This is a genomic window from Hydrogenophaga sp. (assembly GCF_036675665.1).
GTDB lineage: Bacteria > Pseudomonadota > Gammaproteobacteria > Burkholderiales > Burkholderiaceae_C > Hydrogenophaga.
Window position 1 is genome coordinate 83,727 of the sequence record NZ_JAKFEO010000037.1, and the last position, 19,571, is coordinate 103,297.

Below are 19,571 nucleotides of genomic sequence, written 5' to 3' on the forward strand. Positions count from 1 at the left end.
CCACCATGCTGTCCGAATTTCTGCTCGCCGAAATGAACCGCTTGGGCACGCAAGACGCGCTGCCCTTGCATCGCCAGCTCTACGAGGCGCTGCGCCGCGCCATGCTCGACGGCAAGCTCGGCGCCGGTGAACGCCTGCCCTCCAGCCGCGACCTGGCCGAAGACCTCTCGCTCTCGCGCAACACCGTGGTGGCCGCGATCAACCAGCTCAGCGTCGAGGGTTACCTGGCCAGCCGCGTGGGCAGTGGCACCTACGTGAACGACAACGTGCCGCGTGCCGCGCCCAACCGGGGCGCCCGCAACGGCGGTCAGCCCGCCACCCTGCAGGCCGGGCGCCTGTCCACGCGCGGCATCGCGCTCTCCAGCACCTTCTGCGCCACCGAGCTCGAGGTGCAGCCCTTCACCCCGGGCATGGTCGACTTCAGTGCCTTTCCCGTCGCGCTGTGGCAGCGGCTGCAAAACAAGCACTGGCGCATGACCTACCCGGACATGCTCGACTACAACACCTCGGGCGGCTACGCGCCGCTGCGCCGCGCGGTGGCCGACTACCTGCGCGTGTTCCGCAGCGTGCAGCTGGAGGCCGACCAGGTCGTGATCACCAGCGGCACGCAGCAGTCGCTCGAACTCTGCGCGCGCCTGCTGGCCGACCATGGCGACACCGTGTGGGTGGAAGACCCGGCCTACTGGGGCGCGGTCAAGGCCTTCATGGCCACGGGTCTGGCCATCCACCCGGTGCCGGTGGACGAGCAGGGCATCAGCCCGAGCGCCGGCGACAGCACCCACCCACCGCGGCTGATCTACGTGACACCGTCGCACCAATACCCCACCGGCGCGGTGATGACGCTGCCACGGCGCCACCAGCTGCTGGCCACGGCGCGCGCGCACGACGCCTGGGTGCTCGAAGACGACTACGACAGCGAATACCGCTTCAGCGGCCCGCCCATCTCCAGCCTGGAAGGCCTGGACACCGATGGCCGCGTGCTCTACATGGGCACCTTCTCCAAGGTGCTCTACCCCGGCCTGAAGCTCGGTTACCTGGTGGTGCCCAAACCGCTGGTGGTCGCGTTCAAGCAGGCCCACTACGACCTCAACCGCCCCGGCCAGATGCCGGTGCAGGCCGCGCTCGCCGAGTTCATTGAAATGGGCCATTTCGCCAGCGCCTTGCGCCGCGCGCGGCAGAACTACGCCGAACGCCGCCAGTGCCTGCTCGAAGCCCTCAAGCCGGTGCTCACCGCCGGCGGCCCCTACATCAGCGGCGCCGAGCAAGGCCTGCACCTGTGCCTGCGCCTGCCCGGCGACATCGACGACAGGGCCCTGGCCCAGCGCGTGGCCCAGCAAGGCATGACGGTGCGCCCGCTCTCGGCCTATTGCCTGCAACGCAAGGACCTCAAGGGCCTGGTGATCGGCTACGGCTACGCGCCGCTGGCCGACATTGCGCGCTGCGGGCCGGTGCTGGCCGGCATGGTGGGGCAGGCGCTGCAGGCCTGATCGAAGCGGTCGGAAATCACGCTTCCTGTATCTGTCGGGTAAAGGCCTCTCATACCCGAGGTTTTGCAACACTCGGCGGTGCGCCAACGCACAGACCGCCCCCTGGCCGGACCTCAATCTCGACGTCACCCCCACAGGAGACGTTGACATGAAACACTTTTTCGGCCTTTTGCTCACCACCACCACCCTGGCATTCAGCACGCAAGTCGCTGCCCAGGCCACCCTCTACGCCAACGACGGCTTCACAGGGGAGTCGCTGCGCATGACCAGCCGGATCCCCAGCCTGCAGCGCCACAAATTCAACGACCGGGCCTCGTCGGTCGTGGTGGTCGGCAACCGCTGGGAGGTGTGTGAAGACGATGGCTTCCGGGGTCGTTGCACCGTGCTGCGCCCGGGCCGCTACCCCGCGCTCTACGACATCGGCCTGGAAGACGGCATTTCTTCGGCGCGCATGATCGCCGCCAACGAGCGGGTGGCCGACAACCGCTACGCACCGCTGCCGGGCACCACACCGGCCGCGGTGAACATCACCTTTTTCGACGACGAGCGTTTCCAGGGCCGCTCCTACACCGCCACGGGTCAGGTGCCCAACCTGCGCCGCACCGGGTTCAACGAACGCGCCTCCTCGGCCGTGGTCTCGGGTGAGCGCTGGGAGGTCTGTGAAAACAACCGCTACCGGGGTCAGTGCATGGTGCTGCGCCCGGGCCAATACCCGTCGCTGGCCGCGATGGGCCTGAACGACGAGATCACCTCGGTGCGCGTGTTGCCACGCAACACCCGCGTGTCCGACAACCGCTACGCGCCCGCCCCCATGCCGGCCTACGACGGCCGCCGCCGCAATGGCGAGCGCCTGTATGAAGCCGACATCACCTCCTCGCGCGCCGTGCTGGCCACCTCGGGCCAACGCTGCTGGGTCGAGAGCACGCAGGTGCCGGCCGAGCGCAGCGGTGCCAACATCCCGGGCGCCGTGGTGGGCGCCTTGCTCGGCGGCATCCTGGGCCACCAGGTGGGCAACGGCTCGGGCCAGGACATCGCCACCGTCGGTGGTGTGGTGGCGGGCGGCGCCATCGGCGCGCAGTTCGGTCGCGACGGCAAGCCCACGACGCAGGACGTGCAGCGCTGTGAAAACGTGCCCGGCGGCGCACAACCCGCCTACTGGGACGTGACCTACAACTTCCGCGGCACCGACCACCGCATCCAGACGGCATCGGCGCCCGGCAACCGCATCACGGTCAACGAACGCGGCGAACCGCGCGAGCAAGACCAGCAGCGCTGAAGCCGGCTCAGAGCGCGTCGCGCAAGCGGTGCCAGAGCATGCCCAGCGCCAGGCTGGGCATGCGCAGCAGCGGCCCGCCGGGAAACCGGTGGTGCTGCAGCCGCGCAAACACATCGAAGCGGCCGGCCTGCCCGGCCACCGCCTCGGCCACCAGTTGCCCCGCGAGGCCAGTGAGCGCCACGCCGTGGCCGCTGAAGCCCTGCAGGTAGTAGACGTTGTCGCCCAGCCGCCCGAAGTCGGGCGCGCGGTTCATGCTGATGTCGACAAACCCGCCCCACACGAATTCGATCGGCACCTGAGCCAGCGCCGGGAACACCTCGGCCATGCGCCGCGCCATCAAGGTCGACAGGTTCGCCGGCGTGCGCGTGGTGTAGCTCACGCGCCCCCCAAACAACATCCGGTGATCGGCGCTGAAGCGGAAGTAGTCCAGCACGAAGTTGTTGTCGCACACCGCCGCGTTGCGCGGGATCAGGCGCGCGCAGAGCTCGGGGTCCAGCGGCGCCGTGCCCACGATGTAGGTGCCCACCGGCATGATGCGCGGCGCGATCTCGGGCGCCACCGCCGGGCCGTACTCGGCCAGCATGCAGTTGCCTGCCAGCACGCCAAAGCGCGCCCTCACCTGGCCCTGTGCGGTGCTCGCCACCAGCGTGGCACCGCGCTGCAGACTGGTCACCGGGGCGTGTTCGAAGATGCGCACACCGGCGGCCTGCGCGGCGCGCGCCAGGCCCAGTGCGTACTTCAGCGGGTGCAGGTGGCCCGAGCGCTGCTCACGCGCGGCGGCCACATAGCGCGGGCTGTTGATCAGGCGCGGCAGGTCGGCGCCTTCGGCCCAGTCCACCTCGATGCCGCGCCGCTGCAGGCCTTCCATCTCCTCATGCAGGGCATGCCGCTTGCGCGCCGAGTCGGCCACGTACACGTAGCCATTCACCCGGTCGCAATCGATGCCGTGCTGTGCGATGCGCGCATCGATCAGGTCGATGGCTTCCAGCGACATGTCCCACGCGCGCTGCGCGTCGGCCGCACCGAGCTGGTCTTCAAACGGGCTCTGACCGCTGGCAAAACCGACGATGGCCTGGCCGCCATTGCGTCCGCTGGCGCCACTGCCGATGCGCTCGGCCTCCAGCACCACCACCGAGAGGCCGCGCTGCGCCAGCTCCAGCGCAGCGCTCAGGCCACTGAAGCCTGCGCCCACCACCACCACGTCCACGCTCAGCGATTCGGCCAGCGCGGGGCACGCCGCCGGGCGCGTCACGCTGGCCTCGTAGTAGCTCTTCTGGTTGAGCTGGGTGTCGGAGCGCACAAGCGAGGCCATGCTCAAACCCTCTTCTGTTTCGCGACTTGCCCGCTCAGGTAGGTCCACACGAAGGTGGCCGCCGCGTTGCTGGTGAGTTCGGCGTGGTCGTAGGCCGGCGCCACTTCCACGCAGTCCATGCCCACCCAGTTCAGGTCGGCCAGTTCTTCCAGCAGGGTCAACACCTGCGAGCTCGTCATGCCACCGGGCTCGGGCGTGCCGGTGCCCGGGGCGAAGGCGGGGTCCAGGCAGTCGATGTCCAGCGTGAGGTAGACCGGGCGCTGGCCAATGCGCGCACGGATCGCGTCGATGGCGGGTTGCAGCCCCGCGCCGTCCAGCCCACGCAGCGCGCGCGCCGTGAAGATCTGCCCGCCCTGGTCGGCCACGTACTCGCGCGCCGCCCGCTCACCGCTGGAGCGGATGCCGATCTGCACCGTGTGCGCCGCGCTCACCAGGCCTTCCTGCAGTGCTTCATAGGTCCAGGTGCCGTGGCCCGAGGGCTCGCCGAAGTGGTCGCTCCAGGTGTCGCAGTGCGCATCGAAATGCACCAGCGCCAACGGCTCGCCCCCATGCCGGGCTTTCGCCGCGCGCAACAGCGAGAGCGTCACCGAATGGTCACCGCCCAGAAACACACAGTGGTGCTGCGCCATCAACGCAGCGGCCTGCGCCTCGATGTGGTGACGCACCTCGGGCAGCGGGGAGGCGTTGGGCAGGCGCATGTCGAGCGCGTCGCCCAGGTGGGCCAGCGGCGAGACGTTGAACACCGGGTGGATGCCGTCGCACAGCATCAGGCTGGCCGAGCGGATCGCCTGCGGGCCGAAACGCGCGCCGGGTCGGTTGGTCACCACGCCGTCGAACGGCACACCGGCCACCGCAAACGGCTGATCGGCCAGCGGCGCGCAGCCCAGAAAACGGTTGCTGTTGTTGGCGTAAGCGAACTGACCCATGGCCATGGCAGGTCCTCGGTGGGGTGGGGCGAAGTGGAGCCAGAAGATACCCCCGAGGGGCCGGGAGCGTGAGTCCAATTCCGCTCGGCAACCGGCGTCCACCCCCACCTTGGCGTCACTGGCCGAACAGGCCCTTGATGCCTTCACCGAGGCGCTCACCCAGGTTGGCGCCCGCGCCCGTGCCCACACCCGGCATGAGCGCGGTGCCGATGGCCGCGCCCAGCAGGGCCGAGCGGCTCAGGCTCACCGAGGGCTCGTCCAGCGTGCCGCCCACGACCAGCGGCACACCCACCACGTCCCCGCCCGCGCCGCGCGTCACGTCCACGCGCACCCGGCCCGACAAGGCCCTGGACGGTGCCACCGTCACCTCGCCGGTGGCGGCCAGCACACCCGAGCTGGCCACCAGGTTCGTCAGTTCGATCCGCTGCCCGCGCGTGCGCACCTGACCGGCCAGCGTGTCCAGTGCGGTGCTGCCGCCGCGCGACAGGCCCACCGTGGCCACCGCCCTGGCCAGGTCCACGCCGTGGAGCACCGCGTTGTTCACCGTGAAGCGGGTCTGGCTGCGCAGTGCGTCGGCCACGCTGGCGGTGCCGGCACGCGGGTTGATGCGGGCCGACAAGGTGGTGCTCGCGTCGAGTCGACCGGTGAGCGTGCGGCTGGGCGCGGTGAGGGCCGAGACCTCCACGCCGCGCGTTTCCAGCGAGGCTTCAAACACCAGGTCGCGCACCGGGGCCGAGGCCGCGGGGAGCTTCACCGTCAGCGGCCCCTGCAGCGTGCCGCCGCCCACGTCCACCTTCAGGGTCCACGCGGTCTGGTGGTCCGCCTCGCGTTGGAGCAACGCCTTGGTGCCCTCCAGCGCGCCGCGGATCACCGCCACCGTGGCGTTGGCAGGCCAGCCGTCCTCGTCCAGGGCGAGCTCGGCTTGCACCGTGCTGCTGCGGCCCTGCACGCCGACCCAGGTCACGTCGTCCAGCACCACGCGGCGCGGCAGCCAGCTCAGGTCGACAGCCTCGCCAGTGGCGCCGGACTCGGTGGGTTGCGTGGCCGGGTCCTGCACACGCGCGCCCAGCAGCACGATGGTGGCCTGCGGCAACACCGCCTGGCGGACGACGAGGGTGGAGACCACCAGCCGGCCCCGCAGCAGCGCCGACCACGCCGGGCGCGCCTCCACACGCTCCAGCGTGAGGGGCGGTCGGGCCTGGATGTGCAGTCCCTCCAGCGCCACCGCGGGCAACGGAAACACATCCACCGTCACGCGCGACAGGCTCACCGGTACACCGAGCGCCGCCGAGGCTTCGCGCTCCAGGCGCTGGCGAAAACCCTCACTGCCGGTCCACTGGTGCAGGACAACCACCACGGCCACGCCCAGCAGCAGGAACAAGGCGGCCAGGATGCCCAAGGGTCGAAGAAAACGTCGCATGGCGGCATTGTGCCGACGCTGTCGACGCGATGCCCCCCCGTCAGGCAGGGAAGCCACGCCGCCGGTAGCATCGGCCTCGGCGCCCCACCCGGATGATCTGACCTTCAGAGCGCGCGCTGGCGCCATGCCAGCGCCGCGCCCACCCACAGCGCAATGGCCGAGAACACCAGGCCGCGCGCCAGGCCCCCGGGGCCGTCGGCGATGAAGCCCACCACCGTGGGGCCGACGATCTGGCCGGCCGCGAACACGATGGTGAAGGCGCTGATGCCCGCGGCCCACTGCGCGGGTGGCAGGTTGTGCCGCACCAGCGCGGTGGTCGACGCCACCACCGACAGGAACACGCCGCCGAACACCAGACCGGAGGCCAGCACCAGCGGCCAGCTCGCGGTGAGCGCGGGCACGATGGCCGCCACCCCGAGCAGCGCGGTGAGCCGCGCCAGCGCCTGGCCATCGCGGTGCTGGTCCAAGAGGCCCGCCCAGATGCGCGAGGACGCGATCACCGCCAAGCCCAGCAGCGCATAGAAGCCGGTGATGGCGCCGGACGCGCTGCCCTGCTCGCGCAGCAGCGCGATCACGAAGGTCATGTAGCCGATGTAGCCCACACCGAAACCGGTGTAGCCCGCGAGCGCATAGCCAAAATCGCGCAGCCGGAACACGCGGGCACTGCCTGCGGCCGTGCTGGCCGCAGGCGCAGGCAGGTTCGCCAGCACGCGCGCGGGCCAGGCCATGAGCGCGGTGGCCAGCAGGCACACCCCCGCCAGCGCCCACCAGGCCCAGGCCCAGCCGTGCGGTTGCGCTGCGGCCGCCAGCACCGGTGGCACGCCCAGTGCCGAGATCACGATGCCCAGGCCGGTGCCGCCGTAGTAGATGCCGAGCAGGAAGCCGCTGCGCTCGGGCTGCCGCGCGCCCAGCCGCGCCGCCAGCAGACCGCCCGCGATGAACACCAGCGCACTGGCCACGCCGGCCAGCAGGCGCTGCGCCAGCAAGGGCGCCGCCGCCGTGAAGAAGCCGCTCAAGCCCATGAACAGCGAAGCCCCCAGCGAGCCTGCGATCAACAGGCCGGTGGGCGAGAAGCGCCGCATCAACCAGGGCGTGGCCAGCGCGCCGATGAGGTAACCCACCGCGTTGAACGTGTTCATGGCGCCGGCCAGCGTGTAGCTCCAGCCCAGGTCCTCGCGCATGGGCGGCAGCAGCAGGCCGTATGCAAAACGTGTGATGCCCAGCGACACGGCCGCGCCGAGCGACAAGGCGAGTGCCAGGCGGATGTAGGGCGTGTGGTCGACGGAGGTGTCAGGGCGGTTCATGGCCGGGCCATTGTCGGTGCCAATTTGCCGGGCGACGAGCCAACCACTGCGCCCGTGGCGACACCCGGCAGTCCTGCAGGCTTAAGCTGCCGGCATGACCACCCTTGGCCCCGACATCCTCCGCTCGATCCAGCTCACCGAGCGCGAGCGCTTCATTGCCAGCCACCCGCAATCGATGGCGCTGGCCCGAGCCGCAGAGCAGCACTACCTCTTTGGCGTGCCGCTGCACTGGATGCGCGACTGGCCCAGCCCCGCCACGCTGTTCGTGGCGCAGGCAGAGGGCGCCACGCTCACCTGCGCCGACGGTGTTCGGTACAAAGACTTCTGCCTGGGCGACACCGGCGCGATGTTCGGCCACAGCCCGGCACCGCTGGCGCGCGCCATTGCCGAACAGGCGGCACAGAGCCTCACCTGCATGCTGCCGGCCACCCACGCGGTGGCCGTGGGCGAGGCCCTTTCAACCACCTTCGGCCTGCCGATGTGGCAGATGGCCTTGTCGGCCAGCGATGCCAACCGCTTCGTGCTGCGCTGGGCACGTGCCATCACCGGCCGGGCGCAGCTGCTGGTGTTCGACGGCTGCTACCACGGCGCGGTGGACGACACGCTGGTCGATCTCGATCTGGCCAGCGGCGCCACCTTGCCGCGCGCTTCGGTGCTGGGCCAGGTGCACAACCACGCCGCGTTCACGCGCGTGGTGCCGTTCAACGACCTGCCCGCCCTGCAAGCGGCACTGACAGCCGGCGATGTGGCCTGCCTCTTGGCCGAGCCCGCCCTCACCAACTTCGGCCTGGTGCCACCCGCGCCCGGCTTCTGGGAGGCCGCCCGGGCGCTCTGCCGCGAGCACGGCGTGCTCTTCGTGTGTGACGAGACCCACACCATCTCCACCGCGCTGGGCGGCTACGCGCAAGCCCATGGGCTCGAGCCGGACTTCATGGTGGTGGGCAAGGCGGTGGCCGGTGGCCTGCCGTGCGCTGTGTACGGCTTCACGCGGGCCATGGCCGAGCGCATGGTACAGGCCAAGAACGCCGCCCCCGAGGGCCACAGCGGCATCGGCACCACGCTGGCGGGCAATGCGCTCACGTTGGCCGCGCTGCAGGCGTCGCTGCGACACCTGCACACCGCCGCCAACTACACGCACATGCTGGATGTGGCTTCGGCCCTGGAGCTCGGCTTGCGCGAGCGCATCGAAGCCGCGGGCCGACCCTGGACCGTCACCCGACTGGGCGCCCGCATGGAATTGCAGTTCATGCCGCACACGCCGCGCAACGCGCAGGACGTGCGCGACCACGCACAAGGCGATCTGGAAGCGCTCACCCACCTCTTCATGCTCAACCGCGGCGTGCTGCTCACGCCCTTTCACAGCATGATGCTGGTGTCACCCGCCACCACGCGGGATGACGTGGCGCGGCTGCTGGCGGTGTTCGACGAATTGCTCAGCGCACTGGCCTGATCCCGCTGAAGAGGCAACACCAAAGAGAGGGCGCAAGCAAGGGACACCGAGGAACCGGCTTTGCCGGGCCTCAGGTGTCGCCCCCCTCTCAGGGGGGTGGCGCCGAAGGCGACGCGGGGGGTCCTCCTTACTCCCCAAGACCCACGGGAGCCGGCGCCCGCATCACGATCCGCGTGAACAGCCGGTCGAACTGCGGGTCGCGCGCGCCCTTCTCGTTGAGGGGATCGCGGTGGGTGGCAAAGGCCACGTTGAGCGCATGCCAGTCGGCATCCGTCAGGCTCTTCTCGGCCTCGGGCAACAACACCGTTTCCTCCAGCCGCATGTGATCCAGGTAGAACTGCACGTAGCGCGCGGCCTCCGCTTCGAACGTCGCGCGCCGTGTCTCGCCCAGGTATTCCCAGGCCATCAGGAGGTGCATGAGCTCACGCACCCGCACCTCACCGGTCATGTGGTCGCTCTCCAGCCGCTCGATGGTCGCCATCACGTGTGGAGCCACGCGCGCCAGGCGCGGAAACAGCAGGTCCGATTCCTTGGGGTGGTGCAGCTTCTCGGGAAACTCGTCGATGTAGAACAGCATGGCGCGCAGCACGTCGAAATACTGCTCGGGCGCGTGTTTGCCGTCGGCGTCCGGCCCGCGTTTGATCATCTGCAGCATCGACTGCAACATGGCGGCCAGGCTGGCGTGTTCGTCGCGGATCACGCGCAGGGCTGAGTGGTGCATGGGGTGTCTCCTCGGGCCTCGTTCGGGTCGCTCAAGCTTCGCGCAAGACCGCGACAGGGGCATTGACCTGCATCAACAAGCGGCCGCGCGCGTTCAGCGCTGTGGGGGTTTCCAGCGCTTGAGCAGCAAGGCGTTGCTCACCACGCTCACCGAACTCAGCGCCATGGCCGCGCCCGCCACCACCGGGCTCAGGAAGCCGAGGGCCGCCAGCGGAATGCCCGCCACGTTGTAGGCGAAGGCCCAGAACAGGTTCTGCCGGATCTTGCTCACCGTGCGGCGCGAGATGTCGAGCGCGGCCGCCACCATCAAGGGATCGCCCCGCATCAGCGTGATGCCGGCCGCGTGCATGGCCACGTCCGAGCTGCCGCCCTGGCTGTGGCTCATGGCCATGCCGACATCGGCCGCCGCGAGCGCAGGCGCATCGTTCACGCCATCCCCGACCATGGCGACCACGTGGCCCCCACGCTCCACCGCTTCGCGGGTCGCTGCCCCCCGAGGGGGCTGTATTTCCTTGGGGCGGCCCGGCGGAAAAACGCCACCTTCCTTCAAACGCCGCACCACCGCCGCCTTGTCGCCCGGCAACACCTCGGCAATCACTTCACCCTCGTTTGCACGCAAACCCAGGCGCGCCGCCATGGCCATCGCGGCGCCCCGGTTGTCGCCGGACACCATGAACAGCCGCATGCCGGCCGCGCGCAATTCAGCGATGGCAGCAGCGGCGCCGGCCTTGGGCTCGTCACCAAATGCCAGCAAAGCCAACGGCGACCAGTCGGGCGCACCAGCGGTCTGGCTGACGAGCACCGAGACAGTCGATCCCTGTTGTTGCAAGGCCTGCGCACGTTCGGACAGTGGTCCCAGATTCACACCGAGTTCGTCCATCCAGCGCAGGCTGCCCAGCGACAACAACGTCCCTTGAACCGTGCCCTGGCTGCCCCGACCCGACACCGCCTGCACATCACTGGCCGCATCGGGCAGCACCACCAGCGAACGCGCCGTGGCCGCCTCGACCACCGCACGCGCCAGCGGGTGCGCGCTCTGCGCCTGCAGGGCCGCAGCAGCCTGCAGCACCGCCAGTTCGTCCACACCAGCCGCGGCTTCGATCACCAGCAGCCGCGGGTGGCCTTCGGTCAGCGTGCCGGTCTTGTCGAACGCCACCGTGTCCACCTTGTGCGCGATCTCCAGCGCCTGCGCGTCCTTGATCAAAATGCCGTGCTGCGCGGCCACGCCCGTGCCCGCCATGATGGCCGCCGGCGTGGCCAGACCCAACGCACACGGGCAGGCGATAACCAGCACCGCCACCGCGTGGATCAGGGCCACTTCCATCGCCGCGCCGGTCCACAGCCAGCCCAGCATCGTGACGAGCGCGATCACCAGCACCACCGGCACGAACACGGCCGCCACCTGGTCGACCATGCGCTGCACCGGCGCCTTGCCGGCCTGCGCGTCCTGCACCAGCGCAATGATCTGCGCCAGCACGCTTTGCGCACCGATCGCGCGCACCGACACTTCGACCGCGCCGTCGCCGTTGAGCGAACCGCCGGTCACGCCGTCACCCACGGCCTTGGGCACCGGCATGGCCTCACCCGTGAGCATGGATTCGTCGGCCTGCGTGCTGCCTTGCACCACCGTGCCGTCGGCCGCGAAGCGCTCGCCCGGCAACACACGAACCACATCACCCGGCAACAGCTCGTCCACCGCCACCTCGGTGATCTCGGTGCGGCGGATGCCGTCGGGCAGCAGGTGGGCGCGCTCGGGTCGCAAGGCATGCAGCGCGCGGATGGCGGTGGTGGTCTGGCGCTTGGCACGCGCTTCCAGCCACTTGCCCAGCAGCACCAGCGTGATCACCACCGCCGAGGCTTCGAAATACAAGTGCAGCATCTCGCCCGGCTCGGAGCGCCACCACAACCAGGTGGACAAGGCCCAGGCCGCCGTGGTGCCGATGGACACGAGCAGCTCCATGTTGCCGGTGAAGGCCTTGAGCGCATGCCATCCAGCGCGGTAGAAGCGCGCACCCAGAATGAATTGCACCGGTGTGGCCAGCACGAACTGCATCCAGGCCGACAACATCCAGTGCTTGCCGAACAGATCGCCCACCATGGGCAACACCAGCGGTGCCGACAGCACGATGCCGATGAGCACCGGCAAAAAGTCGACCGGCACGCCCATCCAGCGTTTGTCGGCAGAGACATCCATGGCCTCCATCGAACGCGGCTCGTACCCGGCGTCGCGCACCGCACGCTTGATGCGCGCCAGCGCCTCGGGCGTGTCGCCCCCGGCGATCAGCACCCGCGCCGATTCGGTCGCCAGGTTCACCGTGGCTTCCGACACACCGGTTTGTTTTTTCAAGGCCTTCTCGACCCGCGACACGCAGGAAGCGCAGGTCATGCCGCCAATGCCCAGGTCGATCTGGGCAGGCGGAAGGGAAACAGTGGCTGTGGTGATCGTGTTCATGAGCACAGCATAGGCTTTACCACCATGGGAAGGTCAAGCGCCAAACATCCTTGACCTTCACACCGTGTCAAGGATGACAATGGTTTCTTTTCATTCATCCCACAAGGAGTTTCCATGAACGAAGTCTTCACCGTGCAGGGCATGACCTGCGGCCATTGCGAAAAAGCCGTGACCACCGCCATCAAGCTGGTCGACCCGCAGGCCCAGGTCACCATCGACCGGGTCCAGAACCGCGTCGAAGTGAACAGCACACAGCCTCGCGACACATTGGCCGCGGCCATTCGCGAAGAGGGCTACCAGGTCGCTGCCTGACGCCATGGCCCACAACAACCCCAGCAGCGACACCGACATCGACCGGCTCACCGCCTGGCCGGTGAACATCGGCAAGGCCGCCGAACTCAGCGGCATCTCGCCCAAGATGCTGCGCCACTACGAAACCCTCGGTCTGCTGGGCGATGTGGTGCGCACCGACAGCAACTACCGCCAGTACAGCCTGGCCGACGTGCATTCGCTGCGCTTCATCCGCCGCGCACGCGACATGGGTTTTGGCCTGGACGCCATCGCCGAGCTGGTGAGCCTCTGGCACAACCGCAAGCGCAGCAGCGCCACCGTCAAGCGCATCACCCAGAAACACCTGGACGAACTCGCCCAGCGCATCGAGGCCTTGCAAGCCATGCAGCGCACGCTGGGCGAACTGATGCACCTGTGCCCGGGCGATGGCCGGCCGGACTGCCCGATCCTGGACGACCTCGCCCACCCAGCCGCCGTGTCGAAAACCGGCACAAAACTTTACAGACCAGCCACATCGGCCCCACCGCGCAGAAACAGCCCCCGACCACACTGAAGCCATTCCACAGCCCACCGACCCAAGCTGTGGTGAATCTTCCTCAACGGTCACAAGGAGTGAACATGACATCGATTCCCAAACGCGCCCTGATGGCCGCCGCCCTGGCAGCGGCTTTTGCCGGCCTCTCGGCCACCGCCATCGCCCAAGGCACGGCAACCCCCACGGCACCGGCCACCACGCAGGCCCAGGAAGCCACCAAGGACGACCAGCGCGACGCCAAACGAGCCGAGCGCATGGCCAGGATGCAGAAACACATGGCCGAGCGCCAGGCGGCCCTGAAAGCCGAACTGAAGATCACCGCCGAACAGGAACCCGCCTGGAATGCCTTCGTGGCACGCACCCAGCCAGACGCTCGCCCAGCCCGCCAGGGCCCCCGCGAAGACTGGTCCAAGCTGACCACGCCCCAGCGCCTGGACAAGATGGCGGCCATGAAAGCCGAACGCGACGCCCGCATGGACAAGCGCCATGACGCCATCAAGAGCTTCTATGCGGTTCTCAGCGCCGAACAGCAGAAGGTGTTCGATGCAAAACAGATGCAGGGTTTTCAACGCGCCGGCATGAAAGGCCACGGCAAACACCATCACCACGGCGGTGGCCACCACCGCATGGGCGGCACGATCTGATCGGCTCCCAAGCCGATGGCCTTCTCTGCGTCTTGTTCTTATAGATTCCTTTAATACAAGATAGCAGTAGTAGTAGAGGGCGCTGTCCGCTGTGGACAAGCGCCCTTTCTCTTGTCCGATCAAGGACTTGCACCCGTTCAAACGCTGTGTGAAGCCCCCTGGACCCGATCGGCCGAAAAAAGGATAACTGCCCAAAATCCACTGAGCCTGTGGATAAGTGAGGGTTTGTTCAAAAGATATACACAGAGTTGTCATGTCGGGCACGGAAACATGCCCTGACAGCTGGGCACAACCGCTTGCCGGCCGTGACGTTCCCGGCTGTTAAACTGCGCCGCTTCATGACCGACCCGATGCCGTGCATCGCCAGCGTCGGCAGTTTTTTTGTGAGCCTGTTTCGCCCATGTCTGTTGCCCTCGCGGGAAGCGCGCCCACCACCTTCGAAATCAAGAGCGCGCACCTGCCCCTGGTGGCGCTCATGCTCAAGTCGTCCGATCTGGACCGTCTGGCCCAGGAGTTGACCCAGCGGTTCGGCGACATGCCCGATTTTTTCGACAACGACCCACTGGTCATCGACCTGCACCCGCTCAATGTGGCCGAGGCCAACGCCCTGCCCGATTTCGGCGCCTTGCAAACCCTCTTGCGCCAGTACCGGTTGGTGCCGCTGGCCGTGCGAGGCGGCACCATCGAACAGACCCGACTGGCGCTGGCCGCCGGCCTCACGAATGCGCCTGACGCATCGGTGCAGCGTGCCGCTCCTGCCGTGGTGCCCACCGAGATCACCACCACCCCGGAACCCGTGGCGCCATCGGCACCCGCGCCAGCACCGGGCGCCCTCGTCATCGACAAGCCACTGCGCTCCGGTCAGCAGGTCTATGCGCGTGGGCGTGATCTGGTCGTCATGGCCATGGTCAACCCGGGTGCCGAGGTCATTGCCGACGGTCACATCCACGTGTACGCACCGCTGCGCGGCAAGGCCATTGCCGGTGCCCGCGGCAACGCCGACGCACGCATCTTCGCGCTCAGCATGGCGCCCGAGCTGATCTCGATCGCCGGCATCTACCGCACCAGCGAAGTCGCCCTGCCCGAGTCGATCCTGGGCAAGCCGGCGCAGGTGCGCCTGGTGCCTGGCCCCGACGGCGACAAGCTGGTGATCGACGCCATCGGCGCCTGATCCGCCCCCATTTTCAGAACAGAAGGACCTTCACCATGACCAAAATCGTTGTCGTCACCTCCGGCAAGGGCGGTGTGGGCAAGACCACCACCAGCGCCAGCTTCGCATCGGGCCTGGCCTTGCGGGGCCACAAGACCGCCGTCATCGATTTCGACGTCGGCCTGCGCAACCTGGACCTGATCATGGGTTGCGAGCGGCGCGTGGTGTACGACCTGATCAATGTGATCCAGGGCGAAGCCAACCTGAACCAGGCGCTGATCAAGGACAAGCAGTGCGACAACCTGTTCGTGCTGGCCGCCAGCCAGACGCGCGACAAGGACGCGCTGAGCCAGGAAGGCGTGCACAAGGTGCTGACCGACCTCGCCGCCATGGGTTTCGAGTACATCGTGTGCGACTCGCCCGCCGGCATCGAGACCGGTGCGCTCATGGCCATGCACTACGCCGACGAAGCGCTGATCGTGACCAACCCCGAGGTCTCCAGCGTGCGCGACTCCGACCGCATCCTGGGCATGCTGGGCAGCAAGACCCAGCGCGCCATCGACGGCAAGGACCCCATCAAGGAACACCTGTTGATCACGCGTTACAACCCCACGCGCGTGGCCGACGGCCAGATGCTGTCGCTCGAAGACATCCAGGACATCCTGCGCATCAAGCTCATCGGCGTGATTCCGGAGAGCGAAAACGTGCTGACCGCGTCCAACCAGGGCACACCGGCCATCCACCTCAAGGGCACCGACGTGGCCGAGGCCTACAGCGACGTGATCGACCGTTTCCTGGGCGCCGACAAGCCGCTGCGCTTCATCGAGGCCAAAAACGCCGGCTTCTTCAAACGCCTGTTCGGGGGGAAATGACGCATGTCGATCTTTTCCTTTCTGCTCGGCGAGAAGAAAAAAACCGCCAGCGTGGCCAAGGAGCGGCTGCAGATCATCCTGGCGCACGAGCGCAATGGCCGCAGCGCCTCCGAGCCCGACTATTTGCCTGCGCTGCAGCGTGAGCTGGTCGCCGTGATCAGCAAATACATCAGGATCAATCCGGACGACATCAAGGTCCAGCTCGACCGCCAGGACAACCTGGACGTGCTCGAGGTCAAGATCGAACTGCCCGACCGGAAATAAAGACGACGGTGTCTCAGCGGGCCGCCGCCTGGCGCGGCCCACCCCTCTTCGAAGCAGCGCTGCACAGCGGGGTGGATGTAGAACTTGCGGCACACGGCCTCGGTGTTGCCGATCTGTTGCGCAATCTGGCGCACCACCTCGAGCGCGTGCACGCTGGCATGCCAGGTGCGGAAATCCTTGGCGGTGAAATCCGCACCGCTGACTGCGCGCAGGTAGGCGTTCACGTGATGGGAACTCACCGGCCGGCTCCGGCCGGCCTCATCGATGTACTGCACGTAGCGGAGATCGGAATTCTTCAAGGGCGTGTTTCAGATGTTGCTCTGCGCGCGAGGAGCAATCGGTGTGCCGGCGTCTGTTGAAGGAGGCCGATCCATCGCGTTTCGGTGTTCCGTGCTATCATGCGCGGTCGCCTTGAGCGACCAGCCGCGCCCGGGCCCTCAGCCCAAGCGCACCGCCCCCGGCAGAGGGGCTGCTGGTCCAGCCCCTCCAAGGTGCGCCACCCCGCTTTCTCACAGCACCGTGGCCTTTCCCTCCCTGCTTTGCCTGAACCCCTGCCGTGGTTCGTGCGCTGGTCTTGGTCGTTTGCTGTGCGCAACAACCAATGGCCGGATCAAGCGGTGAGACACCCCGGCGCTGGGGCTGCCAATGGTTTTTGATATTTGATTCGGGTCTTTCCGACGCTGCGGCGAACGCCGCGCGCCCCGGCCCACCGATGTTTTTGATGATTCACACGATTTCCACGATTCCAACCACGAATCCTTCTCCCCTCACCTTGGGCAAATACCGCATTGCGGCATCGCCTCGCCCCTTGCCGGGCGGCCAGTTCGCTGCGCAGGTGTCCATCGCCAGTGGATTTGGCAGCGCCTGCACCGCCCGCGTGATGCGTTTTGACAGTGCCTTCCCCACACACGCCGCCGCGGCCGACTACGGCCTGGCGCAGGGCATCGACTGGGTGCACGACACCACCCGGCTGGCGGCCCGCCCGAACTGACCGATACACTTCAAGCAAAGGAAACACCATGGCCAAAGAAGAACTGATCGACATGATGGGCATCGTCAACGAGGTGCTGCCCGACACGCGCTTCCGTGTGACGCTGGACAACGGTCACCAGCTGATTGCCTATTCCGCCGGCAAGATGAAGAAGAACCACATCCGCATCCTCGCGGGTGACCGTGTCTCGCTCGAACTCTCGCCCTACGACCTGACCAAGGGCCGCATCAACTTCCGCCACATCGAAGGCCGCGGCCCGATGGTGCCGCGCAAGCCGCGTTGAGTCTTCAATAGAACAAGGCTTCGAGGTCGACGCTGCTGCGTTGGCCCACGTCGGCGTGGTGCGCCGACAGCCATGCGTTGCCGTGCTCGCGGCCCAGCGTGAACAGCATCTCGAAGAAGCGCATGTTCGCCGCGGCCTTGCTCTCGGCACTCAGTGCGCCCAGCACTTCGCTCGCCTCGATCACGTGGAAGTGCGTGCCGGCCAGGCGCCGGTCGAGCTCGCCGCGCTGCCACCACGCGCTGCGCGCCGCGCGCTCGCGCAGGTGGGCAAACATGCGCATCTCACGCAGAAACGTGGCGTTGAACGCCAGCTCCATCATCCGGCTCTTGATGTCCACCGCCGACTGCGGCGTGGCGCTGTGCTTCAGGGGCGCCAGCATCACCAGCATGATGTCGCGCGCGCTGCACTCGTGGAACAGCGGAAACACCGCCGGATTCGCCGCATAACCCCCATCCCAATAGGCCTCGCCATCGATCACCACGCTGCGGTGCATGGTGGGCAGACAGGCCGAAGCCAGCACCGCGTCGGGCGTGAGCTCGGGCGCGCGGAACAGCCGCAGCTTGCCGGTGTTGACGTTGGTCGCGGCCACGAACAGCTTGACCGGGCTCTGCGCGCGCAGGCGCTCAAAATCAACCTGGGCCGACAGGATGTCGCGCAGCGGGTTGAGGTCGAACGGGTTGAGCTGTTCGGGTGAGAAGTAGTGCGTCCACTGCAGCATCAGCTGCATCCCCGGAGCCAACCGCATGTCCTTGCCGTCGGCGGTGGGCAGCGCCACTTCGAACGGCATGCTGGCTGCCACGGCGCGCCAGAACTCGCGCAAGGCGGCGCGCGCACCCTTCCGGCCTCCCGCCATCAGGCCCTGCGCCAGCATCACGGCATTCATGGCGCCCGCGCTGGTGCCGCTCACGCCATCGAAGCGCAGGCGACCGTCTTCCAGCAGGGCATCGAGCACGCCCCAGGTGAAGGCACCGTGCGCGCCACCGCCTTGCAGTGCGAGGTTGATGGCCGGCGGGCCGCGCCAGGGCAGGTTCATGTGGTCGGGCTGCGCAAACGCCGCGCGCGCACCGCGGCCGCGAGGCTTTGCAGCACGGGAACCGTCTGCTCGAAGGAGATGCAGGCATCGGTCACGCTCACGCCGGTGGTCAGCGGCTGGCCAGGCACGATGTCCTGCCGGCCCTCGTGCAGGTGACTCTCGATCATCACGCCCATGATGCGGCTGTCGCCCGCTGCCACCTGCGCGGCCACGTCGGCCGCCACCTCGATCTGTTTTCGGTGCTGCTTGCTGCTGTTGGCGTGTGACACGTCCACCATGACCTGCTCGCGCAGGCCCGCCTTTTTCAGCAGCGCACAGGCCGCGCTGACGTCGCCCGCGCTGTAGTTGGGCTGCGCGCCGCCGCGCAGGATCACGTGGCAGTCGTCGTTGCCGCGCGTCTCGAAGACCGCGGCCTGCCCCATCTTGGTCATGCCCATGAAGGCGTGTGAGGCGCCCGCCGCCTGGATCGCGTCGGACGCGACCTTCACCCCGCCGTCGGTGCCGTTCTTGAAGCCCACCGGGCAAGAGAGGCCGCTGGCCAGCTGGCGGTGGCTCTGGCTCTCGGTGGTGCGCGCGCCGATCGCGCCCCAGCTCACCAGATCGCTGATGAACTGCGGGCTCAGCAGATCGAGAAACTCGGTGCCCACCGGCAGGCCGAGCGCCAACACGTCGAGCAACAGCGCGCGCGCCATCTCCAGACCTTCGTTGATCGCGAAGCTGCCATCCAGGTGCGGGTCGTTGATATAGCCCTTCCAGCCTACGGTGGTGCGCGGCTTCTCAAAGTACACGCGCATCACCACCATCAGGTCCTCCTGCAGTGCGTCGGCCTGTTCCTTGAGCAGGCGGGCGTAGTCGATGGCCTGTGCGTGGTCGTGGATGGAGCACGGGCCGACCACGACCACCAGGCGGTCGTCCTGCCCGTGCAGCACGCGGGAGATGGTTTCCCGGCTGTGCTGCACCAGGGCCTGGGCGGCATCCAAGGCGGGCTGCCATTCCTGCAGCAGGGCGGGCGTGATCAGCGGGCGAACCGCACCGATGCGCAGGTCGTCGATGCGGGTGGTGTCCAGCGTGGTGGGCGGTGTGACGTGGGTTTTCATGGGGACAGGAGGGCGGGAGAAGAGGAAGAGCGGCAAAGGCCGCAATTGCGTGGCAATGAGCACC

General features: G+C 68.0%; 19 protein-coding genes and 1 pseudogene. 11 read left to right on the forward strand and 9 right to left on the reverse strand.

Annotated elements, in window-relative coordinates; genetic code table 11:
* Positions 1-5: 5 nt before the first annotated feature.
* Together pdxR and V6M63_RS15075 are read left to right on the forward strand one after the other, a co-directional pair.
* Positions 6-1,487, forward strand: a complete 1,482-nt coding sequence (gene pdxR / locus V6M63_RS15070; protein ID WP_332743155.1) for a MocR-like pyridoxine biosynthesis transcription factor PdxR — start codon at positions 6-8, stop codon at positions 1,485-1,487.
* A gap of 148 nt (positions 1,488-1,635) precedes the next feature.
* Positions 1,636-2,763 carry a beta/gamma crystallin-related protein gene (locus V6M63_RS15075; RefSeq protein WP_332743157.1) on the forward strand — a complete coding sequence of 376 codons (1,128 nt, stop codon included), beginning with the start codon at positions 1,636-1,638 and terminating at the stop codon, positions 2,761-2,763.
* Between the two features lie 7 nt (positions 2,764-2,770).
* Here V6M63_RS15075 and V6M63_RS15080 read toward each other — a convergent pair whose 3' ends face one another.
* The 4 genes from V6M63_RS15080 to V6M63_RS15095 all read right to left on the reverse strand — a co-directional run bounded on the left by V6M63_RS15080 (position 2,771) and on the right by V6M63_RS15095 (position 7,725).
* Positions 2,771-4,075 (reverse strand): NAD(P)/FAD-dependent oxidoreductase, encoded by a 1,305-nt coding sequence (locus tag V6M63_RS15080; RefSeq protein WP_332743158.1) that lies wholly within the window; start codon positions 4,073-4,075, stop codon positions 2,771-2,773.
* A gap of 2 nt (positions 4,076-4,077) precedes the next feature.
* Positions 4,078-5,007 carry an agmatinase gene (gene speB, locus V6M63_RS15085; RefSeq protein WP_332743160.1) on the reverse strand — a complete coding sequence of 310 codons (930 nt, stop codon included), beginning with the start codon at positions 5,005-5,007 and terminating at the stop codon, positions 4,078-4,080.
* 109 nt (positions 5,008-5,116) lie between these two features.
* Positions 5,117-6,421 (reverse strand): hypothetical protein, encoded by a 1,305-nt coding sequence (locus tag V6M63_RS15090; RefSeq protein ID WP_332743162.1) that lies wholly within the window; start codon positions 6,419-6,421, stop codon positions 5,117-5,119.
* Between the two features lie 104 nt (positions 6,422-6,525).
* Positions 6,526-7,725, reverse strand: coding sequence for a YbfB/YjiJ family MFS transporter (locus V6M63_RS15095; RefSeq protein ID WP_332743164.1), 1,200 nt, complete (start codon positions 7,723-7,725; stop codon positions 6,526-6,528).
* Between the two features lie 94 nt (positions 7,726-7,819).
* Between V6M63_RS15095 and V6M63_RS15100 the strand changes: the two genes are divergently transcribed.
* Entirely contained in the window at positions 7,820-9,175 is a 1,356-nt protein-coding gene (locus V6M63_RS15100; RefSeq protein ID WP_332743166.1) for an aspartate aminotransferase family protein, read from the forward strand.
* A 127-nt stretch (positions 9,176-9,302) separates the two neighbouring features.
* Here V6M63_RS15100 and V6M63_RS15105 read toward each other — a convergent pair whose 3' ends face one another.
* Together V6M63_RS15105 and V6M63_RS15110 are read right to left on the reverse strand one after the other, a co-directional pair.
* On the reverse strand, positions 9,303-9,896 hold the full coding sequence (locus V6M63_RS15105; RefSeq protein WP_332743168.1) for a hemerythrin domain-containing protein: 594 nt from the start codon (positions 9,894-9,896) through the stop codon (positions 9,303-9,305).
* A gap of 93 nt (positions 9,897-9,989) precedes the next feature.
* A complete protein-coding gene (locus V6M63_RS15110) occupies positions 9,990-12,347 on the reverse strand; it encodes a heavy metal translocating P-type ATPase (RefSeq protein WP_332743170.1) in 2,358 nt (785 codons plus the stop codon).
* A 114-nt stretch (positions 12,348-12,461) separates the two neighbouring features.
* On the opposite strand from V6M63_RS15110, the gene V6M63_RS15115 reads away from it, so the two are divergent.
* The 6 genes from V6M63_RS15115 to minE all read left to right on the forward strand — a co-directional run bounded on the left by V6M63_RS15115 (position 12,462) and on the right by minE (position 16,103).
* Complete coding sequence (locus tag V6M63_RS15115) at positions 12,462-12,659, forward strand: heavy-metal-associated domain-containing protein (RefSeq protein WP_332743172.1); 198 nt, start codon at positions 12,462-12,464, stop codon at positions 12,657-12,659.
* 4 nt (positions 12,660-12,663) lie between these two features.
* A complete protein-coding gene (gene cueR, locus V6M63_RS15120; RefSeq protein ID WP_332743174.1) occupies positions 12,664-13,191 on the forward strand; it encodes a Cu(I)-responsive transcriptional regulator in 528 nt (175 codons plus the stop codon).
* A gap of 65 nt (positions 13,192-13,256) precedes the next feature.
* Positions 13,257-13,817 (forward strand): Spy/CpxP family protein refolding chaperone, encoded by a 561-nt coding sequence (locus tag V6M63_RS15125; protein WP_332743176.1) that lies wholly within the window; start codon positions 13,257-13,259, stop codon positions 13,815-13,817.
* Positions 13,818-14,217: 400 nt separating this feature from the next.
* Entirely contained in the window at positions 14,218-14,988 is a 771-nt protein-coding gene (minC, locus tag V6M63_RS15130; RefSeq protein WP_056265660.1) for a septum site-determining protein MinC, read from the forward strand.
* 35 nt (positions 14,989-15,023) lie between these two features.
* On the forward strand, positions 15,024-15,839 hold the full coding sequence (gene minD, locus V6M63_RS15135) for a septum site-determining protein MinD (RefSeq protein WP_056265118.1): 816 nt from the start codon (positions 15,024-15,026) through the stop codon (positions 15,837-15,839).
* Between the two features lie 3 nt (positions 15,840-15,842).
* Positions 15,843-16,103: a cell division topological specificity factor MinE gene (gene minE / locus V6M63_RS15140; protein WP_332743182.1), complete on the forward strand. Its 261-nt coding sequence runs from the start codon at positions 15,843-15,845 to the stop codon at positions 16,101-16,103.
* 110 nt (positions 16,104-16,213) lie between these two features.
* Here the strand turns inward: minE and V6M63_RS15145 are convergent.
* Positions 16,214-16,378: pseudogene (locus V6M63_RS15145) on the reverse strand (DNA topoisomerase IB); the annotation flags it as partial.
* Between the two features lie 446 nt (positions 16,379-16,824).
* Here V6M63_RS15145 and V6M63_RS15150 point away from each other — a divergent pair.
* Positions 16,825-17,094: a hypothetical protein gene (locus V6M63_RS15150; RefSeq protein ID WP_332743184.1), complete on the forward strand. Its 270-nt coding sequence runs from the start codon at positions 16,825-16,827 to the stop codon at positions 17,092-17,094.
* A gap of 28 nt (positions 17,095-17,122) precedes the next feature.
* Positions 17,123-17,377, forward strand: a complete 255-nt coding sequence (gene infA / locus V6M63_RS15155; protein ID WP_056265133.1) for a translation initiation factor IF-1 — start codon at positions 17,123-17,125, stop codon at positions 17,375-17,377.
* A gap of 4 nt (positions 17,378-17,381) precedes the next feature.
* Here infA and V6M63_RS15160 read toward each other — a convergent pair whose 3' ends face one another.
* The gene (locus V6M63_RS15160; protein ID WP_332743196.1) at positions 17,382-18,410 is read right to left on the reverse strand and encodes a patatin-like phospholipase family protein; all 1,029 of its coding nucleotides are present in this window, start codon (positions 18,408-18,410) and stop codon (positions 17,382-17,384) included.
* Positions 18,407-19,507: a 3-deoxy-7-phosphoheptulonate synthase gene (locus tag V6M63_RS15165; RefSeq protein ID WP_332743198.1), complete on the reverse strand. Its 1,101-nt coding sequence runs from the start codon at positions 19,505-19,507 to the stop codon at positions 18,407-18,409. The genes V6M63_RS15160 and V6M63_RS15165 overlap by 4 nt, the downstream gene beginning before the upstream one ends.
* Positions 19,508-19,571 lie beyond the last annotated feature (64 nt).

Bases quoted from the DNA above. Each gene is read 5' to 3' on its own strand.
- pdxR (WP_332743155.1), top strand. From the start codon at position 6: ATGCTGTCCGAATTTCTGCTCGCCGAAATGAACCGCTTGGGCACGCAA.
- V6M63_RS15075 (WP_332743157.1), top strand. From the start codon at position 1,636: ATGAAACACTTTTTCGGCCTTTTGCTCACCACCACCACCCTGGCATTC.
- V6M63_RS15080 (WP_332743158.1), bottom strand. From the start codon at position 4,075: ATGGCCTCGCTTGTGCGCTCCGACACCCAGCTCAACCAGAAGAGCTAC.
- speB (WP_332743160.1), bottom strand. From the start codon at position 5,007: ATGGCCATGGGTCAGTTCGCTTACGCCAACAACAGCAACCGTTTTCTG.
- V6M63_RS15090 (WP_332743162.1), bottom strand. From the start codon at position 6,421: ATGCGACGTTTTCTTCGACCCTTGGGCATCCTGGCCGCCTTGTTCCTG.
- V6M63_RS15095 (WP_332743164.1), bottom strand. From the start codon at position 7,725: ATGAACCGCCCTGACACCTCCGTCGACCACACGCCCTACATCCGCCTG.
- V6M63_RS15100 (WP_332743166.1), top strand. From the start codon at position 7,820: ATGACCACCCTTGGCCCCGACATCCTCCGCTCGATCCAGCTCACCGAG.
- V6M63_RS15105 (WP_332743168.1), bottom strand. From the start codon at position 9,896: ATGCACCACTCAGCCCTGCGCGTGATCCGCGACGAACACGCCAGCCTG.
- V6M63_RS15110 (WP_332743170.1), bottom strand. From the start codon at position 12,347: ATGAACACGATCACCACAGCCACTGTTTCCCTTCCGCCTGCCCAGATC.
- V6M63_RS15115 (WP_332743172.1), top strand. From the start codon at position 12,462: ATGAACGAAGTCTTCACCGTGCAGGGCATGACCTGCGGCCATTGCGAA.
- cueR (WP_332743174.1), top strand. From the start codon at position 12,664: ATGGCCCACAACAACCCCAGCAGCGACACCGACATCGACCGGCTCACC.
- V6M63_RS15125 (WP_332743176.1), top strand. From the start codon at position 13,257: ATGACATCGATTCCCAAACGCGCCCTGATGGCCGCCGCCCTGGCAGCG.
- minC (WP_056265660.1), top strand. From the start codon at position 14,218: ATGTCTGTTGCCCTCGCGGGAAGCGCGCCCACCACCTTCGAAATCAAG.
- minD (WP_056265118.1), top strand. From the start codon at position 15,024: ATGACCAAAATCGTTGTCGTCACCTCCGGCAAGGGCGGTGTGGGCAAG.
- minE (WP_332743182.1), top strand. From the start codon at position 15,843: ATGTCGATCTTTTCCTTTCTGCTCGGCGAGAAGAAAAAAACCGCCAGC.
- V6M63_RS15150 (WP_332743184.1), top strand. From the start codon at position 16,825: ATGATTCACACGATTTCCACGATTCCAACCACGAATCCTTCTCCCCTC.
- infA (WP_056265133.1), top strand. From the start codon at position 17,123: ATGGCCAAAGAAGAACTGATCGACATGATGGGCATCGTCAACGAGGTG.
- V6M63_RS15160 (WP_332743196.1), bottom strand. From the start codon at position 18,410: ATGAACCTGCCCTGGCGCGGCCCGCCGGCCATCAACCTCGCACTGCAA.
- V6M63_RS15165 (WP_332743198.1), bottom strand. From the start codon at position 19,507: ATGAAAACCCACGTCACACCGCCCACCACGCTGGACACCACCCGCATC.